Raw genomic sequence first — 22,799 nt, 5'->3', positions numbered from 1 at the left:
CGCATCGGACACACAGCCCATCGGAGGGTGACCGGTGAGCGCGACGACGAAAGTATCACCCAGCTCGCTGAATTTGTGTAGTTTAACTACAGCGGGTTAACCCGATGAGCAATCTAAGTTATTGATTTTCAATGACCAGTCCCGCAAGAATTCGGGTGCATCATGTTGTGCGACTACATTTCGAACTGTATATTCTCTACAAACGAGGTCCTGGCCCTGCACGGACCATCCCATGAGCGAGACAAGCCGCCCTGCCCTTCGCAGGCCGGCGGAGGTAGACAAGTGGCGAGCGTGTTGCTGCAGTCCGTGGCCAAGGCCTACGGCGAGACCCAAATCCTGCATGGCATCGACCTGGAGATCCGGGACGGCGAGTTCATGGTCTTCGTCGGTCCCTCGGGATGCGGCAAGTCCACCCTGCTGCGCTCCATCGCGGGCCTGGAGGACATCACTGGCGGCGAGCTGCGCATCGGCGGCCGCCTGGTCAACGACGTGCCGCCGGCCGAGCGTGGCATCGCGATGGTGTTCCAGTCGTACGCGCTCTACCCGCACATGAACCTGTACGACAACATGGCCTTCGGCCTGCAGCTGGCCAAGGTGCCCAAGGCCGAGATCGACAAGGCCGTGCGCCATGCCGCGCGCATCCTGCACATCGAGCACCTGCTGGAGCGCAAGCCCAAGGACCTCTCGGGCGGCCAGCGCCAGCGCGTGGCCATCGGCCGCGCCATCGTGCGCAAGCCCGAGGTCTTTCTCTTCGACGAGCCGCTCTCCAACCTCGACGCCGCCCTGCGCGTGCGCATGCGCTACGAGTTCGCCAAGCTCCACGAGGAGCTCAAGACCACCATGGTCTACGTGACCCACGACCAGGTCGAGGCCATGACCCTGGCGGACCGCATCGTGGTGCTGCAGGCCGGTCGCATCGAGCAGGTCGGCACGCCGCTGGAGCTCTACGAGCACCCGTGCAATCTCTTCGTGGCCGGCTTCATCGGCAGTCCCAAGATGAACTTCATCGCGGGCGAGATCGCCGCCATTGCGGCGGACCATGCCGACGTGCGCCTGGCCGGCGGCCTCACCATGCGAGCGCTGGTGGACGCCAGCCGGGCCCGCGTGGGAGACAAGGTCACCCTGGGCATCCGCCCGGAGCACATCCGCACCACGGGCGAGGGCAACGCGCTGGAGACCACGGTCACCTTCGTCGAGTCGCTGGGCGGCACCACCTTCGCTTACTGCCCCTTCCCCGGCATCGAGGAGGCCCTGACCTGCCAGTTCGAGGGCCGCAACGGCTGCGACCGCCTGCGCAGCGGGGACCAGCTCAAACTGCACTTCCCCGCCGAGGCGCTCTACCTCTTCGACGCCGAGGGTCAGGCCTTGCGTCGCCTGGCCGCGCCGGAGCTGGGCGCATGAGGGCCGCACTGACCGCGCTGACCCTGCTCGCGGGCGGTCTGGCGCAGGCGGCCACGCCGCCCACCCTGCTGGTCTGGATCAATGGCGACAAGGCCTACAACGGCCTGCAGAAAGTGGGCCAGGCCTTCGAGAAGGTCTCGGGCGTCAAGGTGGTCGTGGAGCACCCGGTGGACGCGACCGACAAGTTCCAGCAGGCAGCCAGCGCCGGCAAGGGCCCGGACATCTTCTGCTGGCCGCACGACCGCGTGGGCGAATGGGCCAAGGCCGGCCTGCTGACGCCGCTGCGCCCCTCGGCCCAGCTGCGCGCCGAGATCGAGGAGACCGCCTGGCGCGCCTTCAGCTACCAGGGCAAGACCTGGGGCTATCCGATTGCCATCGAGACCACCGGCCTTCTCTACAACAAGGCCCTGGTGCCCGTGCCGCCCAAGACCTTCGACGACGTGATCGAGCTCGACCGCCGTCTGCAGGGCCAGGGCAAGCACGCCATCCTGTGGCATTACAACAAGAGCTTCTTCAGCTGGCAGGTGATGGCCGGCGCGGGCGGGCAGATCTACGGGCGCGATGCCCGGGGTGACTTCGATGCCACGCAGGTGGGCGTCAACAACGCCGGCGCGCTGGCCGGTGCCGAGATGATCAACCGCCTGGTGCGCGAGGGCCACATGCCCAAAGGCGCCAACTACGCCGAGATGGAAAGCGGCTTCGCCCGCGGCGAGGTGGCCATGATGATCTCCGGCCCCTGGGCCTGGGACAACGCCCGCCGCGCCCGCATCGACTTCGGCGTGGCCCCCGTGCCGGGCCTGAAGCCGGGGCAGTATTCCAAGCCCTTCGTGGGCGTGCTGGGCTGCATGATCTCCGCCCCCTCGCGTCAGAAGGACCTGGCCCGCGAGTTCCTGGAGCAGCACCTGCTGCGCCCCGAGGCCCTGAAGGTGCTGGACGCCGATGTGCCCCTGGGCGTGCCGGCCAACAAGGCCTTCTACGCCGAGCTCTCGGTCAATCCGCTGATCAAGGCCAGCATGGAGAACGCCCGCCTGGGCGAACCCATTCCCAACATCCCCGAGGTGGGCCGTTTCTGGACCGCCATGGACGCCGCGCTGGAGGCCATCAGCAATGGTCTGCAGAGCCCGAAGGATGCGCTGGACGGCGCTGCCGCCCGCATGCTCCTGAAGAAGTGAGCCGCGCATGAACCCGACTTCCGCTGCATCTCCCTCCCCGCTGGCCGCGGCCTATGGCACGCTGCCGCCTTCGCTCTGGAGCCGCCTGGCCCAGGCCCTGCGCTGGCCCGTCGTGGCCGCCCTGATGCTGGGCACGCTGTACCTGGTCTTCTCCATCTACGCCGCGGGCCAGACGGCCTGGGCGGCCGGCGCGCTGGCCCTGTTCGGCGGGGCCTTCTACATCTATCTGCGGGCCGGCTTCGCCTGGCGCTACCTCTTTCCCGGCGTGGCCGGCATGGCGGTGTTCATCGCCTTCCCGCTGGTCTACACGGCGCAGATCGGCTTCACCAACTACTCCTCGGCTCACCTGCTGAGCCAGGCCCGCGTGCGGGCCTACCTGCTGGACCAGCACGAGGTGATCGAGTCCGGCGTGATGGGCTTCAGCCTGCATGCCGATGGCCCCGAGTTCCGCGTGGTGCTGAACGCGCCGGGCACGGCGCAGCCGCGCTACGTCTCCCCCCCGCTGGCCCTGCGCAAGACCCGTGAGCCGCTGAAGGTCACGATGCTGGCCGCCCAGGACGAGCACCTGCCCCTGCAAAGCCCGCTGCAGGCCGCCCTGCCCCTGCGCGAGCTCGTCGAGCACCGCGAGGCCCTGGCCCAGCTGCAGCTGCTGCTGCCCGACCGCAGCGGCCCCGAGGCCCAGCTGCGCTACCTGGGCCTGCGCGAGTACGGCCCCGTGGCGCCGCATTACGTGGAGCAAGCGGACGGCAGCCTGCTGCGCGTGGCCGATGGCGTGCGGTATGCCCCCGACGGCAAGCTCGGCTACTACCGCAATGAAGCTGGCGAGATCCTGCAGCCCGGCTACAAGGTCCTGGTGGGCCTGCAGAACTACAGCCGCATGCTCTTCGATGCCGAGTTCCGCGGCCCCTTCGTGAGCATCTTCGTCTGGACCGTGCTGTTCTCGCTGGCCACGGTGGCGGGCGCCACCTTCATCGGCATGTTCCTGGCCGTGCTGCTGAACTGGGAAGACCTCAAGGGGCGCACCGCCTACCGCACCCTGCTCTTCCTGCCCTATGCGGTGCCGGGCTTCATCTCCATCCTGGTGTTCAAGGGCCTGTTCAACCAGAACTTCGGCGAGATCAACGCCATCCTGGACGCGCTCTTCGGCGTCAAGCCCGCCTGGTTCGCTGATCCGCTGCTGGCCAAGCTGATGCTGCTGATCGTCAACATCTGGCTGGGCTACCCCTACATCATGATCCTGTGCTCCGGCCTGCTGAAGGCCATCCCCTCGGACCTGTACGAGGCCTCGGCCATCGTGGGCGCCGGGCCCTGGACCAACTTCTGGCGCATCACCGCCCCGCTGATCATCAAGCCGCTCTCGCCCCTGCTGATCAGCGCCTTCGCCTTCAACTTCAACAACTTCGTGCTGATCGCGCTGCTGACCGACGGGCGCCCGGATTTCCTCTCCACCAAGCTGCCGGCGGGGCAGACGGACATCCTGGTGTCCTACACCTACCGCATCGCCTTCCGCGACTCGGGCTCGGACTTCGGCCTGGCGGCGGCGATCTCGACGCTGATCTTCGTCCTGGTGGCGGCGATGTCGCTGCTCAACCTGCGCCTCATGCGGAAATCATGATCCACCCCGTACGCGCTTCGCGGTCGTGCCGACCGCGTCAGGCCAGTGGCCTGACCCTTCGGCAGGCACAAACGGCATGCCGTTTGTGTCCGACCTCAGCCCCCTCGAGGGGGCAAGGCCGCAGGCCCGGCAAAGCCGGATCCTCGGCCTTCGCTGGGAAACACCATGCGGTCCATGCCGTGCACTTAACGTCTCAGGAGAACCGACATGGCCATCGTTAGAGGCAAGCAAGCCCGCTGGCGCACCTTCGCAGCCCACGCCCTGCTGTGGGCCTTCCTGGCGCTGACGCTGTTCCCGCTGCTGGCGGTGGTGTCCATCTCGCTGCGGCCGGGCAACTTCGCCACGGGCAGCCTGATCCCCACCGAGATCAGCCTGGAGCACTGGAAGCTGGCGCTGGGCATTCCCTACCAAGGTGCTGATGGCGCGCTGGTGCAGCCGCCCTTCCCGGTGCTGACCTGGCTGTGGAATTCCATCAAGGTGGCCACGATCTCTGCCTTCGCCATCGTGGGCATCTCCACCACCGCGGCTTATGCCTTCGCGCGGCTGAAGTTCCCATTCAAGGCGGGCCTGCTCAACAGCATGCTGCTGCTGCAGATGTTCCCGCCGGTGCTGGCCCTGGTGGCCATCTACGCCATCTTCGAGGCCATCGGCAGCCAGGTGCCCCTGCTGGGGCTGGAGACGCATGCGGGCCTGGTGCTGGCCTATCTGGGCGGCGTGGCCACGCATGTCTGGACCATCAAGGGCTACTTCGAGACCATCCCCACCGAGATCGAGGAGAACGCCAAGGTCGACGGCGCCAGCCCCTGGCAGGCCTTCAGCCGCGTGCTGCTGCCCATGGCCGTGCCCATCCTGATGGTGTGCTTCGTGCTGGCCTTCATCGGCGCCATCATCGAGTACCCGGTGGCCTCGGTGCTGCTGCGCGAGGAGAGCAACCTCACCCTGGCGGTGGGCTCCAAGTACTTCCTGCATGACCAGCGTTTCCTGTGGGGCGACTTCGCCGCCGCGGCCGTGCTCTCGGGCCTGCCCATCACCCTCGTGTTCCTGCTGGCGCAGCGCTGGATCGTCTCGGGCCTGACCGCCGGGGGCGTGAAGGGATGAGGGCCCTTGTCCTGGCAGCGCTGGCCCTGCTCGCGCCAGTCGCCCACGCCGGCCCCTGCCAGCCCGCCCCCTTTGGCGACACCCTGCTCTACCTGCGCGGCGGCCTCAACAACTGGGCCGCGCAGGACGAGCAGGCCTTCGAGTACCGCTGCGATGCCTACTTCCTGAACCTGCGCGCCCAGGGCCCGCAGGAGTTCAAGATCGCCGACGAGGCCTGGACACCGGACAGCACCCTGGGCGGCGATGCGCAAGGCCGCCTCGCACGCGGCCCGGCGGCCGTGGGCAACTACAAGCTGGACTTCCGCGGCGCCCACACCCTGCGCCTGCGCTTCGATCCGCAGGGGCAGCCGACGCTGGACCTGGGCCCGCAGACCTTCAAGCCCTCGCCGCCCGCCCGCATCACCGACGAGGCCGCGCTGAGCACTCAGTTCGATTCGCGGTATGCAGGGTCCAAGTCACCCTTCGGTGCGCAGCCCCGGGGCACGGAGATCCGCTTCTCCCTGGGCAGCAGCCGCCCCGGGCTGCTGCGCGCGACCCTGGTGCTGGAGAAGCGCCTGCTCAGCGGCAACCAGGAGCAGCTGCACTATGAGCCCCTGCAGCGCATCGCCATGACACCCGAGGGCCGCGGCCTGGGCACGGGCTTCACGGCGACCGTGCGCTTCGACGAGGTCGGTGTCTTCGGCTACTGGTTCGAGCTGGAGACCGACCGCGGCCGCTACGCGCTGCAGAACAACAAGGACACCATCCACTGGACCCGCGAGAAGGGCAGCATGGGCCCGGCCGTGGTCGAACGCCTGCCCACCGACACGCGCCGCATCCGCCGCTACCGCCAGACCATCCACGCGGCCGACTACGCCGTGCCGGCCTGGGCGCAGGACGCCGTCTACTACGCCATCTTCCCCGAGCGCTTCCGCAACGGCGACCCGTCCAACGACCCGCGCCCTGGCGGCGGCCGCGTGCAGGACCGCTACCAGGACCACGAGGTCGAGCGCCATGCCCGCTGGGTCGAGAAGCCCTTCAAGCCCGGCAGCGGCGACGGCTCCGATGGCGTCCACAACAACGACTTCTTCGGTGGCGACCTGGCCGGCATCATCGAGAAGCTCGACTACATCAAGGCCCTGGGCGTCAACACGATCTACCTGACGCCCATCTTCCGCGCGGCCAGCAACCACAAGTACGACACGGCGGACTACACCGAGGTCGACCCGGCCCTGGGCAGCCAGGCCGACTTCAAACGGCTCTGCGCCGAAGCCGCGAAGCGCGGCCTGCGCGTGCTGCCGGACGCATCGCTGAACCACGTGGGCGCGGACTCGCTGTACTTCGACCGCTTTGCCCGCTACGACAGCCGGGGCGCCTTCCGCGGGGGCCGCATCCAGGCGGACTCTCCCTATGCCAGCTGGTTCAGCTTCGACCCCAGCCAGGCCTCGCCGGACAGACAGTTCAAGGGCTGGGTGGGCGTGACGGATCTGCCCGAGCTGGACAAGTCCAGCCGTGCCTTCCGCGACTTCGCCTACGGCCGCCCGGACAGCGTGATGCAGCGCTGGCTGGACCTCGGCGCCGCGGGCTGGCGCATGGACGTGGCGCCCTGGGTGCCGGATGACTTCTGGCGCGAGTGGCGCCGCGCCGTGAAGGCGCACCGGCCCGACGTCCTCACCATCGCCGAGACCTGGTTCGATGCCAGCAAGTACTTCCTGGGCGACAGCTTCGACGGCACGATGAACTACATCTTCCGCAGCGCCGTCCTGGACTTCGCAGCGGGAGGTGACGCGCGGCAGCTCGCCGCCCAGCTGGAGTTCATGCGCGAGGCCTACCCCGCTCAATCGCTGCTGGCGAACATGAACCTGCTGTCCAGCCACGACCAGCCCCGCGCCCTCTTCGCCCTGGGCGAACGGGACGACAGCAGCCCGGCCCAGCGCCGCCTGGCCCGCCAGCGCCTGCGCCTGGCCTGGCTGCTGCAGATGAGCGCGCCGGGCGCGCCCAGCATCTACTACGGCGACGAGGTCGGCGTAGGTGGCGGCGAAGATCCCTTCAACCGCGCGCCCTACCCCTGGGCCGACCAGGGCGGCCAGCCCGATGAAAGCCTGCATGCCGAGCTGCGCCGCCTCACCGCCCTGCGCCAGCAGCATGCCGTGCTGCGCCAGGGCCTGCCCCAGGCGCCGCTGCTGGCCACGAGGCAACACCTGGCCCTGCCGCGCCGCCTGGGCGAGGCGCAAGTGCTGACGGTGCTCAGCAATGCCGCCACGGCGAGCCGCCCCAGCGTCCCGCTGAGCCACGAGATGCCCACCCGCTGGCGCGATGCTCTCAGCGGCGAAGTCTTCCAGGCCGTGCAAGGCCGCCTGACCCTGCCCCTGCCCCCGCTGGGCGGACGCATCCTCCTGAACGACTGAACGCATGAACGCCCCGACGCCCCGCCCTGCCCTGCTCCGCCCCTTCGGCCGCTCCGGCCTGCAAGTCAGCGCCCTGGGCTTTGGCGCCATGCACCTCAACGACGAGCGCAGCAGCGAGGCCGAGGCCGCGGCCCTGCTCAATGCCGTGCTGGACCTCGGCGTGACCCTGATCGACACGGCGCGCTCCTACGGCCTGTCGGAAGAGCGCCTGGGCCGCCACCTGGCCCACCGCCGTTCGGAGTTCCTGCTCTCGACCAAGCTGGGCTATGGCGTGGAGGGCGTGCCCGACTGGACCTACGACAGCATCGTGCAGGGCGTGGAGCGCGCCCTGCGCCTCATGCGCACCGAGGTGATCGACATCGCCCATCTGCATTCCTGCCCCCTGGAGATCCTGCAGCACGGCGAGGTCATCCGCGCCCTGGACGACTGCCGCCGCGCCGGCAAGATCCGCGTGGCGGCCTATTCCGGCGAGAACGCCGAGCTGGACTTCGCCCTGGCCGAACCCGTGTTCGGCGCCGTGCAGACCTCGGTGAGCGTGTGCGACCAGGCCAATGTGCCCGGCCGCCTGGCACAGGCCACGGCACGCGGCGTGGGCGTGATCGCCAAGCGACCACTGGCCGGCGCGATCTGGCGCCACGCGCATCGCCCGGGTGATTTCGCCGAAGGGCAGTACTGGGACCGCTGGCAGGCCATGGGCATCGAGGCCCTCAGGCAAGACCTGACCCCTGACATGCATCGGGATGAAATGGCCTTGCGTTTCGCCGCCTGGCTGCCCGGTGTGGACTGCGTCATCGCGGGCACGCGGCAGCTGGACAACTTCAAGCGCAACCTCGCCGCTGTCGCCAAAGGGCCGCTGCCGCAGGCGCTGCAGCAAGCCCTGCTCGACCGCTTCGTGCCCCACACAGCGCACTGGCCCGGCCTGATCTGATGCCATCTGCCACCGCCCGCCCTTGATGGCGGCTCAACGCCGGGGCAAGGGGCGACAGCCCCAGTCCGCCCCACTGGCATTGTTGGCAGCTCAAGGCCGCCAACAGTGCCTCCCAACCGGGGGCAAGGGGCGACAGCCCCAATCGGCCCACTGGCATTGGTGGCGGCTCAAGGCTGCAACCAGTGCCTCCCAACCGGGGGCAAGGGGCGGCAGCCCCAAGGGCCCAAGCGCCGGGCCGCCCCAAGTCGGCACCACTGGCATTGTTGGCGGCTCAAGGCCGCCAACAATGCCTCCCAGCCGGGGGCAAGGGGCGACAGCCCCAACGGGCCGAGCGCCGGGCCGCCCCAAGCCGGCCCCGTTGGTGTTGTTTGCGGCTCGAAGCCGCAAACAACACCGTCCCCCCGGGGGACCGACCGGACTTGCCCGCGTCCAGCGTGGCAAGACCGGGCGAGGGGCTCACCCACCTCATTCTGGCCAACGAACGCTCTCACCATCCTCCTCATAGGCCGGGAAGATGCTGAAGCTGGCCACCACGCCGCCCGCCTCCCAGAAGGCCACGCCCGCATCCGGGCATTCATGGCAGCGGCCGCCGCCCTCCACGGCCTGCGCACCCTTGAGGCGGCCCAGCTTCAGGCCCTTGACCAGGCCGGGCAGACGGTCCACCGGGCAGCCGATCACGGCTTCCTCGCCCAGGGTCCAGCGCCCGTCGGAGAACTCCAGCTCGCCCAGGCGCCAGCCGTCGGCCTCGAAGAAGGAGGCGCTCACGCCCTGCTCGGCGTAGTACCAGTGCTCCATGGCCTCCAGCCCGTCCTCGGCCGCCAGGGTCTCCAGCGAGTCCGGCGTGCCGGCCGCGGCGCGCAGCTGCTCGCGGCTGGCGCCCAGCGTGAAGGGGGCATGGCCAAGATGGATCTGGATGGACGACATGGGACTTTCCTCGGGACGGTGCGCTTGATGGCCCGGATCATAGCGAGCCTCGCTCCGACCCTGCGCTGGCACGCCAGCCTGGCGTTATGCTGCGCCCTCCACTACGAGGACCCGCCATGCGCCTGACGCGTACCGCCTCCGCGCTCCCATCGACACCCCTGCTGGCCGCCCTGCTGCTGGCCGCCTGCAGCCCCCAGGCCCCGACGCCGCCTGCCGCCCCGCAGGCCGCCTCCGCCGCCAGCCAGGCCCAGGCCGCCACCACGCCCTCCGAAGCCGAGACCCGGGCCCTGCTGCAGGCCCAGGCCGACCGCTGGGATCAGGCCATCGTGGCCCGCCGTCGCGAGGCCATCGCCGCCAACATGGCCGAGGACTTCCGCCAGATCGACGGCGAGGGTCATGTGGAAGACCGCGCCAGCTTCCTCGAAGGCCTGCTGGACCCCAAGCTCCAGCTCGACCCCTACAAGGTCGAGGACTTCGACATCCGCCTCTACGGCGACGTGGCCCTGCTCAGCGGCCGCACCCGCATGACGGGCCGCTACGACGGCAAGGTCTTCAAGACCCACTACCGCTACATCGACATCTACGTCAAACGCCAGGGCGCGTGGAAGATCGTCAGCGTGCAGATCAGCAAGCTGCCGCCCGACAGCCCCTGAGCCCCAGCCCGGCAAGAAAGGAGCCCCCATGAAGTACAAAGCCAGCTGCCACTGCGGCCAGGTGGCCTTCGAGTTCGAAGGCGAGTTCAAGGAAGCCCTGGCCTGCAACTGCAGCATGTGCCAGCGCCGCGGCTCCCTGCTGTGGTTCCTGCCCCGCGAGCAGCTGCAGCTGCTGACGCCCGAGGACGCCGCGGCCCGCTACACCTTCAACAAGCACGTCATCCAGCACCGCTTCTGCCCCCGCTGCGGCATCCACGCCTATGGCGAGGGCCAGGACCCCAAGGGCCAGCAGGTGGCAGCGGTCAATGTGCGCTGCGTCGAGGGTCTGGACCTGGACGCCCTGCCCATCCATCACTTCGATGGCAGTGCGCTGTGAGGCCGGGTGCCGCGTGACGGCGGCACAATGAGGGCTGCGGTGCCCATGGGCGCCGTGCCTCCCTCCCCGCTTCCCCTCAGTTCCCATGCCTGCGCGCCTCAGTCCCGATGATGTCGAGTTCGTGGCCCTGCGTGCCCAGGGGCCGGGCGGTCAGAACGTCAACAAGGTCTCCAGCGCCGTGCAGCTGCGCTTCGACGTGGCGGCCTCGGCCCTGCCGGACTGGCTGAAGGACCGCCTGCTCGCCATGGCGGACCGGCGCCTGAACCAGGACGGCGTCATCGTCATCAAGGCCCAGACCGAGCGCAGCCAGGAGCGCAACAAGACCGAGGCCCTGGCGCGGCTGCAGGCCCTGGTCGATGCCGCGAGCCACGTGCCCGCCGTGCGCCGCGCCACCCAGCCCACCCGCGCCTCGAAGCGGCGCCGCCTGGAGGCCAAGGGTCAGCGCTCGGACCTCAAGGCGCTGCGCCGCAAGGTCTAGGGCGCCCGCCCCCCCTTGCGCCGTCAGAGCATGTGGCGCTTGAGCTCGTCCGCCACGAACTGGCGCAGGGCCGGCCCCTGGGCATGCAGGAAGAAGTGCCCGCCCTCGAAGGCCTGCAGGCGGAAGTCGCCCGCCGTCTCCCGGGCCCAGCGCTGCATGCTTTCGGGTTCGGCATGGCTGTCATGCGTTCCCGCGCAGGCCACGATGGGAACGGGCAAGCGCAAGGAGGGTCGATAGGCGTAGCAGCCGCTCAGCTCGAAGTCGGCGCGGATCATGGGCAGCAGAAAGGCCATCAGCTCGCGATTGGCCAGCACCTCTGCCGGCGTGCCGTCCATCTCCGCCAGCTGCTCCATGAACTGCGCGTCTGGCAGCAGATGGGTCTGGCCCTTGCCCTCACGACTGGCGGGCGAGGCCGCGCCGGAGACGAAGAGCAGCTTCGGCAGGGGCAGCCCTCTGTGCATCAGGTAGCGGCTCATCTCGAAGGCGGCGACCGCCCCCAGGCTGTGCCCGAAGAAGGCGAAAGGCAGGCGCGCCAGATCGATCAGGGCAGGCGCCAGGTCTGCCACCCAGCGCGACATCTCGCGGATGGGCGGCTCCGCCATCCGGCTCTCCCGGCCGGGCGCCTGGATGGCACAGACCTCCACCGAAGGCCCCAGGGCCTCCTGCCATGCCGAGTAGACGCTGGCGCCGCCCCCGGCGTAGGGGAAGCAGAACAGGCGCATCGCCGCGCGGGCCTGCGGGCGGCGGACGATCCAGGCCTTCATGCGGGTCTCCATGATCATGAACCTCTCTGCGTCTGGGACAAGGCCGCGGCCGGCAAGCAGCGCGCCAGGCGCTCAGCCAGCTGGCCCACACGGGGCTCGGCGACGATGCTGTAGTGGTCCCCACGGAGCGTTTCCATTGCGAGGTCCAGGCCAGCCTGTGCCGCCCAGCCCAGGTCCGGGCTGGCGCGTTCTTCGTCGGCCAAAAAGAGGCAGATTCTGCCTTGCAGGAACGGACGCTCGTAGGAAGCCAGGGCTCGCGTGATCCCGGCCCGCACCGCGGCATGGCGTCGCAAGGTCTGCAGATCCAGCGTCGGCGGCATGACACTCTCGTCGCGGCACAAGGCCAGCATGCCGTCCACATCGCCCTGGCTGGCCAGGCGGTGCAGGGCCGCCTGCAGCGACTCCGGCAGCGCCCGTTGACGCAGGTCGGCGTCGAGCATGGCGGCCAGGTCCCGATCGGGGTCGCCGGTTTCCGGCGGCAGCTTCGGGGCCAGGTCCGCATAGCAGCTGGCGCTGTCGATCAAGCCGAGGAACTCGACGGATTCACCGCCCTGCTGCAGCTGCACCGCCATCTCGTAGGCGATGGTCCCGCCGGCCGACCAGCCCGCAAGGCGGTACGGTCCCTCGGGCTGCACGGAGCGCATGGCGCCCAGGTAGGCGCGGGCCATGTCCGGCACGCTGCGCAAGGGCGTCTCGCCAGGCATGAAGCCCAGGGCAGCCAGGCCGTAGACGGGAAGGTCCTTCGGCAAGTGCCCAGCCAGGCGCCGAACATAGTCCACCTCTCCCTCTCCGGGGTGCACGAAGAAGACCGGCGCCTGCCGGGCGGGCTCTCCCGGCGCGAAGCACAGCAGGTTGCTCCACGCCTGGCTTGGCTCGCTCGTCGCGAACCGCGCCAGCTGCGCCACCGTGGGCTGCTGGAAGATCACGCGCACCGGCAGCGTGATCCCGGCCCGATGCGCCAGCTCGGCAGCAAGGCGCATGGCCAGCAGCGAGTGCCCGCCCAGCATGAAGAAGTCATCGGTGACGCCCACCTGCGCCACGCCCAGCACCTCCTGCCAGATCTCGCACAGCTGCGCCTCCACCTCGTTGCGCGGTGCCACGTACTCATGCGCTGGCGCGCCCAGCTCCGGCTCCGGCAGGGCCTTGCGGTCCAGCTTCCCGTTGGGCGTCAAGGGCAGCGCCGCCAGCCCCACGAACGCCGCCGGCACCATGTACTCCGGCAGCCGCTGCGCCAGCGCCTCCCGCAGCACGGCCGCCTCGGCCTCGCCCGTGAAGTACGCCACCAGCTTCTTGTCTCCAGCCACCTCCCGCGCCAGCACCGCCGCCTCGCGCACGCCTTCGCAGGCCGCCAGCGCCGCCTCGATCTCTCCCAGCTCGATCCGGAAACCGCGGATCTTCACCTGAAGATCGATCCGCCCCAGGAACTCCAGCGTGCCGTCCTCCCGCCAGCGGGCCAGATCCCCCGTGCGGTACATCCGTTCACCCGCCACCCACGGATCCGCCTGGAAGCGCTCCTCGCTCAGCGCCGGCAGGTTCAGGTACTCGCGCGCCACCCCGCCACCGGCCACGACCAGCTCGCCCACCGCCCCGGCAGGCACCAGATGGCCCACCTCGTCCAGCAGGTAGATGCGCCGGTCGCCAATCGGCCGGCCAATGGACAGCTCTCCATCCACCTCCTCCGGCACCACGTAGCAGGCGCTGAACACCGTGCACTCCACCGGACCGTAGCCGTTGACCAGGCGCAACTGCGGCCAGCGCGCCCTCAGGCGGCGCACATGCGCCACCGATACCCGGTCGCCCCCCACCAGGAGCTGCTTCAGGCCGCCCAGGGCCTCCAGCTGCGTGTCGACGAAGGTGCTGAAGAACGCCGCCGTCAGCCACAAGGTGTTCACCTGACCGGACTGCAGCGCACGGGCCAGCGCCTGCGGGCTGACCTCCTCTCCATCGAACAGCACGCAGCGGCCGCCGTGGCACAGCGCCGGCCACAGCTCCAGCGTCAGCACGTCCCAGGACACCGAGGAATAGTGCAGCGTCACGCACTCCGCGTCGAAGGCGGCATAGTCCACATGGCTCATGAAGCCCAGCAGGCTGCGGTGCGGCACCGCCACCCCCTTGGGCTGCCCGGTCGAGCCCGAGGTGTAGACGCAGTAAGCCAGATCCTCCTCGCTGACCGCACGCTCCGGATTGTGCTCAGGACCGGCCGCCAGCACCGCCTCCATCTCGTCCAGGCACAGCGTCACGGCCCCCTCCAGGACCACCGCTTCGCTGTGGCTGCGGTGCGTGAGCAGCACGGCACAGCCCGCATCCTGCGCCATGAAGTGCAGGCGCGAGGCCGGCAGGCGCGGATCCAGCGGCACGTAGGCGCCCCCCGCCTTGAGCACCGCCAGCAGACTCACGGGCCAGTCCAGCCCGCGCGGCAGGCACAGGCCCACCCGAACGTCCGGACCCACGCCCAGCCCCATCAGATGGTGCGCCAGGCGGTTGGCACGCCGGTTCAGCTCGCCATAGCTCAGCCGGCTGTCGCCCCAGTTCAGTGCGATGCGCTCAGCGTCCTGCGCCGCCTGCGCTTCCACCCGCTGGTGCACCAGCGCCTCGCCCGCGCAGGAGCGCGTCGTCTCATTGAACGCCAGCCGCAGGCGCGTCTGCTCCTGTTCATCCAGCAAGGATTCTTCAAAGACGCTGCGCCTCGGCTCGGCCACCAGGTTCCGCACCAATCGCTCGAAGCTGTCCGCCATGCGCTGGATCGTGCCCGGCCGGAACAAGGCCGTGCTGTAAACCCAATCCAGGTGCAGTTCGCCCTGCACCTCGACGGCTGTGAGCGTCAGGTCGAACTTGGCAACGGCGGCGTCGTCCTCCTCCGGAGCCAGCGGAACCCCCTGGAGAGCCTCGCCTTCCTCTGCGTCCCCGCCGGCATCCTGCAGGTTCAGCATGACCTGGAACAGGGGCGTGTACGCCATGCTGCGCTCGGGCTTCAGACGCTCCACCAGGTGCTCGAAAGGCGCCTGCTGGTGGGCGAAGGCGTCCAGGGCGGTCTGGCGGCTCTGGCCGATCGCGTGCATGAAGTCCGGCGTCCCGCTCAGATCCGAACGCAGCACCAAGGTGTTGACGAAGAAGCCGATCAGCGGCGCAATCTCCGCTTGCTCCCGGTTCGCGATGGGCATCCCGACGACGATGTCCCTGTCTTTGCTCCAGCGGGCCAGCAGGACGCTGAATGCCGCGTGCAGGCCCATGAAGAGCGAAGCATCTGCCTGCTGGCACAGGGCCTTCAAGCGGTCCACCACGGCGGCCGGCAGCCGGCCGGTCACCCTGCCGCCCTCGAAACGCTGCTCGCTGGGACGAGGAAAGTCCAGCGGCAGGTTGTGCACCAGCGGCAGTGCGGCCAGTTGCCGCTCCCAATAGCGCATCAACCGTTCCAGGTGCTCGCCCTGCAATGTTTCCCGCTGCCACTGCGCATAGTCCCCGTACTGCAGGGCCAGCGGCGGCAGCGGATCGGGCTTGTTGGCGGAGAAGGCGCCGTACAGGGCCGTGAACTCCCTGACCAGCACATCCATGGACCAGCCATCCGAGGCAATGTGGTGCATGACCACCAGCAGGATGTGGTCCGAGGCCCCCAGGCGCAGCAGCCGGACTCGCAGCATCAGGTCGCGGCTCAGATCGAAGGGCCGCAGGCTTTGCGTCTGGAGCTCGTGCTGCACCGCCTGACTCTGCGCCGCGCCCGTCAGCCCGCTCAGGTCCACCACCCCCAGCGGCAGCGGCGCTGCCGGCCGGACATGCTGCTGTGGCTCCCCCTGCTCGTTCGCCGTCAGCACAGTGCGCAGCACCTCGTGCCGGGCCAGAATGGTGTCGAAGGCGCGCTGCATGGCCTGCAGGTCCAGCACCCCCCGCAGCCGCATTGCATTGGGCATGTGGTAGTGGACGCTGGACCCTTCGATGCGATCAATCAGCCACAGCCGCTGCTGTGCGAATGAGAGCGGTGCCGTGACCCGATTCAGCCGGCGCATCATGGGCAGAGCCTGCACAGGCTGCAGCCGGGCCGCAAGACCCGCCACCGTAGGAGACTCGAACAATGCCCGCACCGGCGCACCGAGCTTCAGACGCTGGCTGATCTTCGCCAGCAGCTGCGTAGCGCGCAGCGAATGCCCCCCGAGCTCAAAGAAGTGGTCCGTGACGCCCACCTGCGCCACGCCCAGCACCTCCTGCCAGATTTCGCACAGCTGCGCCTCCAGCTCGTTGCGCGGCGCCACGTACGCCCGCTCGACAGCGCCCAGCTCCGGCTCCGGCAGGGCCTTGCGGTCCAGCTTGCCATTGGGCGTCTGCGGCAGCTTCTCCAGCGCCACGAAGGCGGACGGCACCATGTACTCGGGCAGGCGCTGGCCCAAGGCCTCGCGCAGCGCAGGCACCTGCGCGTCGCCAACGAAGTAGGCCACCAGCTGTTGCTGCGAGGCCAGCTCCCGGGCCAGCACCACGGCTTCGCGCACCCCCTCGCAAGCAGACAGGGCTACCTCGATCTCGCCCAGCTCGATGCGGAAGCCGCGGATCTTCACCTGGTGGTCGCTGCGGCCCAGGAACTCCAAGTTGCCGTCGGGCAGCCAGCGAGCCAGGTCGCCCGTCTTGTACAGCCGCCGGCCCTGCTCCAGGCCGTCATGCGGGCCGTGCGCCGGCAGCGGCATCGTGACGAAACGCTGCTGCGTGAGCAGCGCTTCCCGGTAGTAGCCGCGCGCCAGGGCCGCGCCCTCCACGTACAGCTCGCCCACCGTGCCCTTGGGCACCAGCTGGCCATGCTCGTCCAGGATCAGGATGCGGACATTGGCCACCGGGGAGCCGATCGGCGGCAGCGGCTGAGTGCGGATCTGCTCCAGCCCCATGCGCAGCGCCGTCACCACATGGGTCTCGGTCGGGCCGTAGTGGTTGTGCAGGCCCTGGAGCCGGGCACGCTCCGCGAAGCGCACGACTGCCGGCGTGATGCGCAGCTGTTCGCCGGCCACCACGACGTCTTCCAGGCTCGTCAGATCGGCCGCGTCCGTCAGCGCGGCTTCGCACAGCGCCTGCAAGGCCACCACGGGCAGGAACAGGCGCTGCAGCTTCTCTGCCTCGATGAAGGCCAGCAGCCGCACCGGATCCCGGCGCAGCTCCTCGTCCACCAGGAAGAGCTGGCCGCCGGTGGCCAGGGTGGAGAACACCTCCTGGAAGGCCACGTCGAAGCCCAGGGCTGCGAACTGCAGCGTGCGCGCCGCGGCGGCAAGGCCGGAGGCGTCACTCTGGTGCCAGGCCAGCAGGTTCAGCAGCGGCCCATGGGGCATGGCCACGCCCTTGGGCACGCCGGTCGACCCTGAGGTGTAGATGACGTAGGCCAGATGCTCCGAGCTCAGGCCTTCATCGGCGGGGGCCTCCGAAGGGCCCGCGTCCAGCAGCGTCTGCAGTGACGGCTCATCCAGGCACAGCGCACTGCCGGCCGGCACCAGGCCGTCCGCCACGAGCCGCCGCTGCGTGAGCACGGTCTTCAGCTGCGCATGGGCGAGGACGTGATGGATGCGCTGCGCCGGGTAGCTCGGATCCAGCGGCGCATAGGCGCCTCCGGCCTTGAGCACCGCCAGCAGGGACACGACCATGTCCAGCGAGCGCTCCAGACAGACGCCCACCACGACGTCCGGCCCGACGCCATGGCGGACCTGCAGGTGCCGGGCCAGGCGGTTGGCACGCCCATCCAGCTCCGCGTAGCTCAGGGTCCGGCCTTCGAAGGTGACGGCCGGCTGCTCCGGCTGGAGGCGGCACCGGGCCTCGAACAGCTGGTGCACGCCCTGCAGGGCCGTGTCGCCGTCGCGGGCCGCCGGTGCCAGAGCCAGCAAGCTCTCCTGCTCCTCGGGGCTCAGCAGGGGGCCCAGGAACACGTCGCGCTGCGGCTGTGACACCAGACCCTCGGCCAGCCGTTCGAAGCTCTCGGCCAGACGCTCGATGGTCTCCGGGCGGAACAGGGCCACGTCGTATTCCCAGTCCAGCACCAGCTCGCCTTCGAACTCGCGTGCGGTCAGCATCAGGTCATGCTTGGAGGTGGTGCCGGTGCCCCCCACCTCGCTGATGGTCAGGCCGGGCATTCCTTCACCGCCCTCCTCTGCAAAGGCCTGCAGGGTCAGCATGACCTGGAACAGCGGCGAATAGGCCATGCTGCGTTCGGGCCGCAGCCGCTCCACCAGCTGCTCGAACGGCGCCTGCTGATGCGCGAAGGCCTCCAGCAGCGTCCGGCGGCTCTGCGCCAGCGCCGCATGGAAGTCCTGCCTTTCGCTGAAGTCGCTGCGAAGCACGAGCGTGTTGACGAAGAAGCCGATCAGCGGGGCGATCTCGGGCTGCTCGCGGTTGGCGATGGGCATGCCCAGCACGATGTCCCGTGCATTGCTCCAGCGCGCGAGCAGCACGCCAAAGGCCGCATGCAGGCCCATGAACAGCGTGGCGTCGGCCTGCTGGCACAGGGCCTTCAGCCGGGCCAGCGTGGGCGCCGGCAGGCGGCTGCTCACCGACGCGCCCTCGAAGCGCTGATGCGCGGGGCGCGGAAAGTCCAGGGGCAGGCTGTGCACCAGCGGCAGGTCATGGAGCTGCCGTTCCCAGTACTGGAAGAGCCGTTCCAGGTTCTCGCCCTGCAGATGCTCGTGCTGCCATTGCGCGTAGTCACCGTACTGCAGCGCCAGCGGCGGCAGGGGGTCAGGCTCCTGCCTCGAGAAGGCGCCATACAGGGTCGTGAACTCCTGCACCAGCACCTCCATGGACCAGCCGTCCGCTGCCACGTGGTGCATCACGAGCAGCAGCACGTGGTCCTCGTCGGCGAGGCGCATCAGGTGCAGGCGCAGCATGAGGTCGCGGCCCAGGTCGAAGGGCAGCAGGCTCTGCGACTGCAGGGCCTGCGCCACCGCCGCCTCCCGCGACGCGGCGGGCAGGCCGCTCAGGTCCAGCATCGCCAGCGGCAGCCCGCGGGCTGGCTGCACCCGCTGTTCCGGCTCGCCCTGCTCGTTCATCACCAGCGTGGAGCGCAGGACCTCGTGGCGGGCCAGGATGGTATCGAAGGCGCGCTGCAGGGCCGGCACGTCCAGCGGGCCTTGCAGCCTCAGAGCATTGGGGATGTTGTAGTGGGCGCTGGACTGCTCGATGCGGTCGATCAGCCACAGCCGCTGCTGGGCAAAGGACAGCGGCGCCACGGCGCGGTCCTGGCGCCGCCGCACTGGCGGCGTGCGCGTCTGGCTGAGCTGCAAGGCAAAGCCCTCGACCGTCGGCGCCTCGAACAGGGCCCGCACCGGCGCGCTCAGGTTCAGGCGCTGGCTGACCCGCGACAACACCTGCGTGGCACGCAGCGAATGGCCGCCCAGCTCGAAGAAGTTGTCGGTGACGCCCACCCGCTCGACACCCAGCACCTCCTGCCAGATCAGGCACAGGGCCTGCTCCAGCTCAGTGCGGGGGGCCTGGTAGTCCTTGCGGGCGGCGGCCGCGAAGTCGGGCGCGGGAAGCGCCTTGCGGTCCAGCTTGCCATTGCTCGTCAGCGGCAGGGCCTCCAGCTTCATGAAGACCGCGGGCACCATGTAGGCCGGCAGGCGCTGGCCCAGCACGGCGCGCAGCGTGTCGGCGTCGGACTCGCCGGTCAGATAGGCGACCAGGTGCTTCTGCGCACCGGTGCCCAGGGCGACCACCGCCACGTCGCCCACGCCCTCGCAGCTGGCTAGGGCGGCCTCGATCTCCCCCAGCTCGATGCGGTAGCCTCGGATCTTGACCTGGTGGTCGGCACGGCCGAGGTACTCCAGGATGCCGTCTGCGCGCCAGCGCGCCAGATCCCCGGTGCGGTACATGCGCTCGCCGGGGAACCAGGGGTCCGGCACGAAGCGGCTGGCACTGAGCTCCGGCAGGTTCAGGTACTCGCGGGCCACGCTGCCGCCGGCGATGGTGATCTCGCCGGGGGCGCCCAGCGGTGCCAGTCCGCCCTCGGCATCCAGGAGGTAGATGCGACGGTCGCCGATGGGGCGGCCGATGGGCAGCTCCGCGCCCTCGCTGCCGTCGACGATATGGCAGCTTGCCACCACCGTGCACTCGACGGGGCCATAGCCGTTGACGATGCGCAGGCGGGGATAGGCCTCCTTGAGCCGGCGCGCATGCGGTGCCGACACCCGGTCACCGCCGGACAGCATCTGCTTCAGCGGCGCAAAGGCCTGAAGCTGCTCGTCGACCATCAGGCTGAACAGCGCGGCCGGCAGGAACAGCGTGTTCACCCCCTGGCTCGAGATGGTCTGGGCAATGCCCTCGGGCGTGACGTCGTCGCCTTCGTAGACCACCACCGTCCCGCCATGGCACAGCGCGGGCCACAGCTCCAGCGTGAGCGCATCCCAGGACATGGAGGCCGCCTGGAGGAAGACGCAGGACGTGTCGAACTGCAGGTAGTCGACGCCGCGCATGAAACCCAGCAGGCTGCGATGGGGGATCGCCGTGCCCTTGGGTCGCCCGGTGGAACCGGAGGTGTAGACGCAATAGGCCAGGTCATCGGGCAGCACCTGCGTGTCGGGAGCCTCTTCGCTGAAGGCGCCCAGCAGCGCATCCAGGGACGCCATGCCATCGATGCAGATCCGCTGCAGGCCGGGGCGCTCCACCAGCGCGGCGTGGTCGCTGTGGACGATGGCCACCGAGCAGGCTGAATCCTCCAGCATGAAGGCCAGGCGCTGAGGCGGCAGGCGCGGGTCCAGGGGCACGTAGGCCCCGCCCGCCTTCATGATGCCCAGCAGGCTCACGGCCCAGGCCATGCCCCGGGGCAGGCACACCGCCACCCTCGCGTCACGGCCCACGCCGTGTGCCTGCAGCGCGTGTGCGAGCTGGTTGGCGAGGCGGTCCAGGCGTCCGAAGCTCAGGTGCTCCGCGCCCTGCACCAGGGCCACTGCCTCGGGTCGGACGGTCGCCTGCAGCGCGACGAGTTCGTGTGCCAGGGCATCCGTCGGGCAGGGGCGGACGCCGGCATTGAGGCCGTGGATCAGCTGATGGCGCTCGGCCTCGTCCAGCATGTCCACCTGCCGGAAGCTGCGGTCCGGCTGGTCCAGCATGGCCCGCAGCAGGCGCTCGAAATGCCGGGCCAGGCGCTCGATGGTGCCGGCGCGGAACAGGGCCGTGCAGTAGTCCCAGCTGATGTGCAGGCCGCCGTCGGGCAGCTCGGCGCAGTCCAGGGTGAGGTCGTACTTCGCAAAGGTGGTGTCACCCTCGATCGGTTCGATCGAGAGGTCCCGGGAGGCAAACTCGCCCTGCGCATTGTTCTGCAGAGTCAGGATGACCTGGAACAGCGGCGCATGCGCCATGCTGCGCTCAGGCTGCAGGCGCTCCACCACCTGCTCGAACGGCGCCTGCTGGTGGGCATAGGCCTGCAGCAGCATGCGCCGGCTGCGTTCGACCAGCTCGCGCAGGCCCGGGCTGCCGCCCAGGTCGGACCGCAGGCAGACCGAGTTGACGAAGAAGCCGATCAGGCCGGCGATCTCGGCCTGCTCGCGATTGGCCAGGGCCGTACCCATGACGATGTCGGTCTCGCCGGAATGGCGCGCCAGCAAGGCCGCAAATACCGCATGCAGCCCCATGAAGAGACTGGCGCCGCCCGCCTGACAGAGGCCGCGCAGCCGCTCGACCAGCCGGGCCTCCAGGGTCTGGCTGAGGCGCGCACCCTCGAAGCTCTGCTGCTGGGGGCGCGCCGCATCCAGGGCCAGGCCGTGGGTGGCCGGCGCCCCGGCAAGCTGCTCGGCCCAGTAGTCCAGCTGCGCCTGCAGCGCGGCGCCGTCCAGGTGCTGCCGCTGCCAGAGCGCGTAGTCACCATACTGCAGCTCCAGGGCCGGGAGCGGGTCGTCCATTCCTTGAGAGAAGGCGCCATACAGCGCACTGAACTCGTTGACCAGCACGCCCAGGGACCAGCCGTCCGAAGCGATGTGGTGCATGCTGACCAGCAAGGCGTGGTCCTGCGGGCCCAGGCACACCAGCAGGGCGCGGAGCATCCAGTCGTGATCGAGCTGGAAGGGCCGGGCCAGGTCCCGCTCCAGCAGGGCCTGCAGCGCGGCCTCGCGGTCCGGGGGCGGCAGGCTCGAGAGGTCCTCGCGTTGCACCTGGAAGCCTTCGGCCGCGCGGATGCACTGCTGCGGCGCCCCGCCCTCGCCCACCACGAAGACGGTGCGCAGGCTTTCGTGGCGCTCGATGATGCGCGTCAGCGCCCGCTCAACGGCCACCGCATCCAGCGGTCCCTTGAGGCGCAGGGCCGCCGGCATGTTGTACTGCGCGCCCGCGCCGTCAATCTGATCCAGCAGCCACAGCCGCTGCTGCGCGTAGGACAGGGGCAGCTCGCGCAGGCCCGGGGGCCGGCGCTCGATCCGGGCGGCGGTGCCACGCTCGACACGGCTGGACAGCAGTTCGATGAGCGCGGCCTTGTTCGTGGAAATGGCCGCGCGCAGCTCGGCCGTGAGCGCGCCCGGCCTGGCCTTGAAGCCCAGGGCTCCGTCCTTGAGGAACAGGTGCACCCCTTGCTGCGCCGCCTGCTGCAGGATGGAACTTGGCATCAGAAAACTCCTTCTTCGTAGGCTTCATCAGGTCCCAGGGCCTGTGCTGCGTTTTCATTGAGGGTCAGGGCTTGCGCCAGTGCGGCCAGCCTCTCGATGGTCGGCCCGGCGAAGAGCACTTGGGCGGACACCTCGAAGCCCAGGCGCTTGTGGATCGCGGCGACCATGCGGACGGCCAGCAGCGAATGCCCGCCCAGCTCGAAGAAGTTGTCCATGACGCCCACCTGCGCCACGCCCAGCACCTCCTGCCAGATCTCGCACAGCTGCGCCTCGATCTCGTTGCGCGGCGCCACGTACTCGCGGGCCTGCCCGCCCAGCTCCGGCTCCGGCAAGGCCTTGCGGTCCAGCTTGCCGTTGGGCGTCAGCGGCAGCGCCTCCAGCGCCACGAAGGCCGAGGGCACCATGTAGTCCGGCAGGCGCCGGCCCAGGCTCTCGCGCAGCGCGGTCACGTCGGCC

The 22,799-nt window shown here is 69.6% G+C and carries 13 protein-coding genes; 9 read left to right on the top strand and 4 right to left on the bottom strand.

All coding sequences use genetic code 11. From position 1 onward, the window contains the following. Positions 1-282 precede the first annotated feature (282 nt). From O9Y01_RS15725 to O9Y01_RS15700, 6 genes are all read left to right on the top strand, one after another. The gene (locus tag O9Y01_RS15725) at positions 283-1,401 is read left to right on the top strand and encodes an ABC transporter ATP-binding protein (protein WP_269632556.1); all 1,119 of its coding nucleotides are present in this window, start codon (positions 283-285) and stop codon (positions 1,399-1,401) included. Continuing rightward, positions 1,398-2,573 (top strand): maltose/maltodextrin ABC transporter substrate-binding protein MalE, encoded by a 1,176-nt coding sequence (gene malE, locus O9Y01_RS15720; protein WP_269632555.1) that lies wholly within the window; start codon positions 1,398-1,400, stop codon positions 2,571-2,573. The genes O9Y01_RS15725 and malE overlap by 4 nt, the downstream gene beginning before the upstream one ends. A 7-nt stretch (positions 2,574-2,580) precedes the next feature. After that, entirely contained in the window at positions 2,581-4,188 is a 1,608-nt protein-coding gene (malF, locus tag O9Y01_RS15715; RefSeq protein WP_269632554.1) for a maltose ABC transporter permease MalF, read from the top strand. A 207-nt stretch (positions 4,189-4,395) separates the two neighbouring features. After that, positions 4,396-5,286: a maltose ABC transporter permease MalG gene (gene malG / locus O9Y01_RS15710; RefSeq protein ID WP_269632553.1), complete on the top strand. Its 891-nt coding sequence runs from the start codon at positions 4,396-4,398 to the stop codon at positions 5,284-5,286. Further along, entirely contained in the window at positions 5,283-7,673 is a 2,391-nt protein-coding gene (locus tag O9Y01_RS15705; protein ID WP_269632552.1) for an alpha-amylase family glycosyl hydrolase, read from the top strand. The genes malG and O9Y01_RS15705 overlap by 4 nt, the downstream gene beginning before the upstream one ends. Before the next feature lie 4 nt (positions 7,674-7,677). Continuing rightward, the gene (locus O9Y01_RS15700; RefSeq protein WP_269632551.1) at positions 7,678-8,601 is read left to right on the top strand and encodes an aldo/keto reductase; all 924 of its coding nucleotides are present in this window, start codon (positions 7,678-7,680) and stop codon (positions 8,599-8,601) included. Between the two features lie 465 nt (positions 8,602-9,066). Here the strand turns inward: O9Y01_RS15700 and O9Y01_RS15695 are convergent, their stop codons facing one another. Then, positions 9,067-9,525 (bottom strand): hypothetical protein, encoded by a 459-nt coding sequence (locus O9Y01_RS15695; RefSeq protein WP_269632550.1) that lies wholly within the window; start codon positions 9,523-9,525, stop codon positions 9,067-9,069. Between the two features lie 116 nt (positions 9,526-9,641). On the opposite strand from O9Y01_RS15695, the gene O9Y01_RS15690 reads away from it, so the two are divergent. The 3 genes from O9Y01_RS15690 (at position 9,642) to arfB (ending at position 11,032) form a co-directional block, all read left to right on the top strand. Then, on the top strand, positions 9,642-10,178 hold the full coding sequence (locus O9Y01_RS15690) for a nuclear transport factor 2 family protein (RefSeq protein ID WP_269632549.1): 537 nt from the start codon (positions 9,642-9,644) through the stop codon (positions 10,176-10,178). Positions 10,179-10,206: 28 nt separating this feature from the next. Further along, positions 10,207-10,554, top strand: a complete 348-nt coding sequence (locus tag O9Y01_RS15685; RefSeq protein WP_269632548.1) for a GFA family protein — start codon at positions 10,207-10,209, stop codon at positions 10,552-10,554. Positions 10,555-10,639: 85 nt separating this feature from the next. Continuing rightward, entirely contained in the window at positions 10,640-11,032 is a 393-nt protein-coding gene (arfB, locus tag O9Y01_RS15680; RefSeq protein WP_269632547.1) for an alternative ribosome rescue aminoacyl-tRNA hydrolase ArfB, read from the top strand. A 23-nt stretch (positions 11,033-11,055) separates the two neighbouring features. Here arfB and O9Y01_RS15675 read toward each other — a convergent pair whose 3' ends face one another. The 3 genes from O9Y01_RS15675 to O9Y01_RS15665 form a co-directional block, all read right to left on the bottom strand. Next, a complete protein-coding gene (locus tag O9Y01_RS15675; protein WP_269632546.1) occupies positions 11,056-11,814 on the bottom strand; it encodes a thioesterase II family protein in 759 nt (252 codons plus the stop codon). Beyond that, on the bottom strand, positions 11,811-22,343 hold the full coding sequence (locus tag O9Y01_RS15670; protein ID WP_269632545.1) for a non-ribosomal peptide synthetase: 10,533 nt from the start codon (positions 22,341-22,343) through the stop codon (positions 11,811-11,813). Before O9Y01_RS15670 ends, O9Y01_RS15675 begins: the two co-directional genes overlap by 4 nt. Further along, a partial coding sequence (locus tag O9Y01_RS15665; protein WP_269632544.1) for a phosphopantetheine-binding protein occupies positions 22,343-22,799 on the bottom strand: 457 nt, incomplete at its 5' end. The genes O9Y01_RS15670 and O9Y01_RS15665, both read right to left, overlap by 1 nt.

Source organism: Pelomonas sp. BJYL3 (assembly GCF_027257975.1).
Classification (GTDB): Bacteria; Pseudomonadota; Gammaproteobacteria; order Burkholderiales; family Burkholderiaceae_C; genus Roseateles_B; species Roseateles_B flavus.
The sequence above is the reverse complement of the archived record's forward strand: the minus strand, read 5'-3'. Positions and strand labels throughout refer to the sequence as shown.

Excerpts from the sequence above, each read along its gene's own strand:
- malE (WP_269632555.1), top strand. The coding sequence starts at position 1,398 with ATGAGGGCCGCACTGACCGCGCTGACCCTGCTCGCGGGCGGTCTGGCG.
- malF (WP_269632554.1), top strand. The coding sequence starts at position 2,581 with ATGAACCCGACTTCCGCTGCATCTCCCTCCCCGCTGGCCGCGGCCTAT.
- malG (WP_269632553.1), top strand. The coding sequence starts at position 4,396 with ATGGCCATCGTTAGAGGCAAGCAAGCCCGCTGGCGCACCTTCGCAGCC.
- O9Y01_RS15705 (WP_269632552.1), top strand. The coding sequence starts at position 5,283 with ATGAGGGCCCTTGTCCTGGCAGCGCTGGCCCTGCTCGCGCCAGTCGCC.
- O9Y01_RS15700 (WP_269632551.1), top strand. The coding sequence starts at position 7,678 with ATGAACGCCCCGACGCCCCGCCCTGCCCTGCTCCGCCCCTTCGGCCGC.
- O9Y01_RS15695 (WP_269632550.1), bottom strand. The coding sequence starts at position 9,525 with ATGTCGTCCATCCAGATCCATCTTGGCCATGCCCCCTTCACGCTGGGC.
- O9Y01_RS15690 (WP_269632549.1), top strand. The coding sequence starts at position 9,642 with ATGCGCCTGACGCGTACCGCCTCCGCGCTCCCATCGACACCCCTGCTG.
- O9Y01_RS15685 (WP_269632548.1), top strand. The coding sequence starts at position 10,207 with ATGAAGTACAAAGCCAGCTGCCACTGCGGCCAGGTGGCCTTCGAGTTC.
- arfB (WP_269632547.1), top strand. The coding sequence starts at position 10,640 with ATGCCTGCGCGCCTCAGTCCCGATGATGTCGAGTTCGTGGCCCTGCGT.
- O9Y01_RS15675 (WP_269632546.1), bottom strand. The coding sequence starts at position 11,814 with ATGATCATGGAGACCCGCATGAAGGCCTGGATCGTCCGCCGCCCGCAG.
- O9Y01_RS15670 (WP_269632545.1), bottom strand. The coding sequence starts at position 22,343 with ATGCCAAGTTCCATCCTGCAGCAGGCGGCGCAGCAAGGGGTGCACCTG.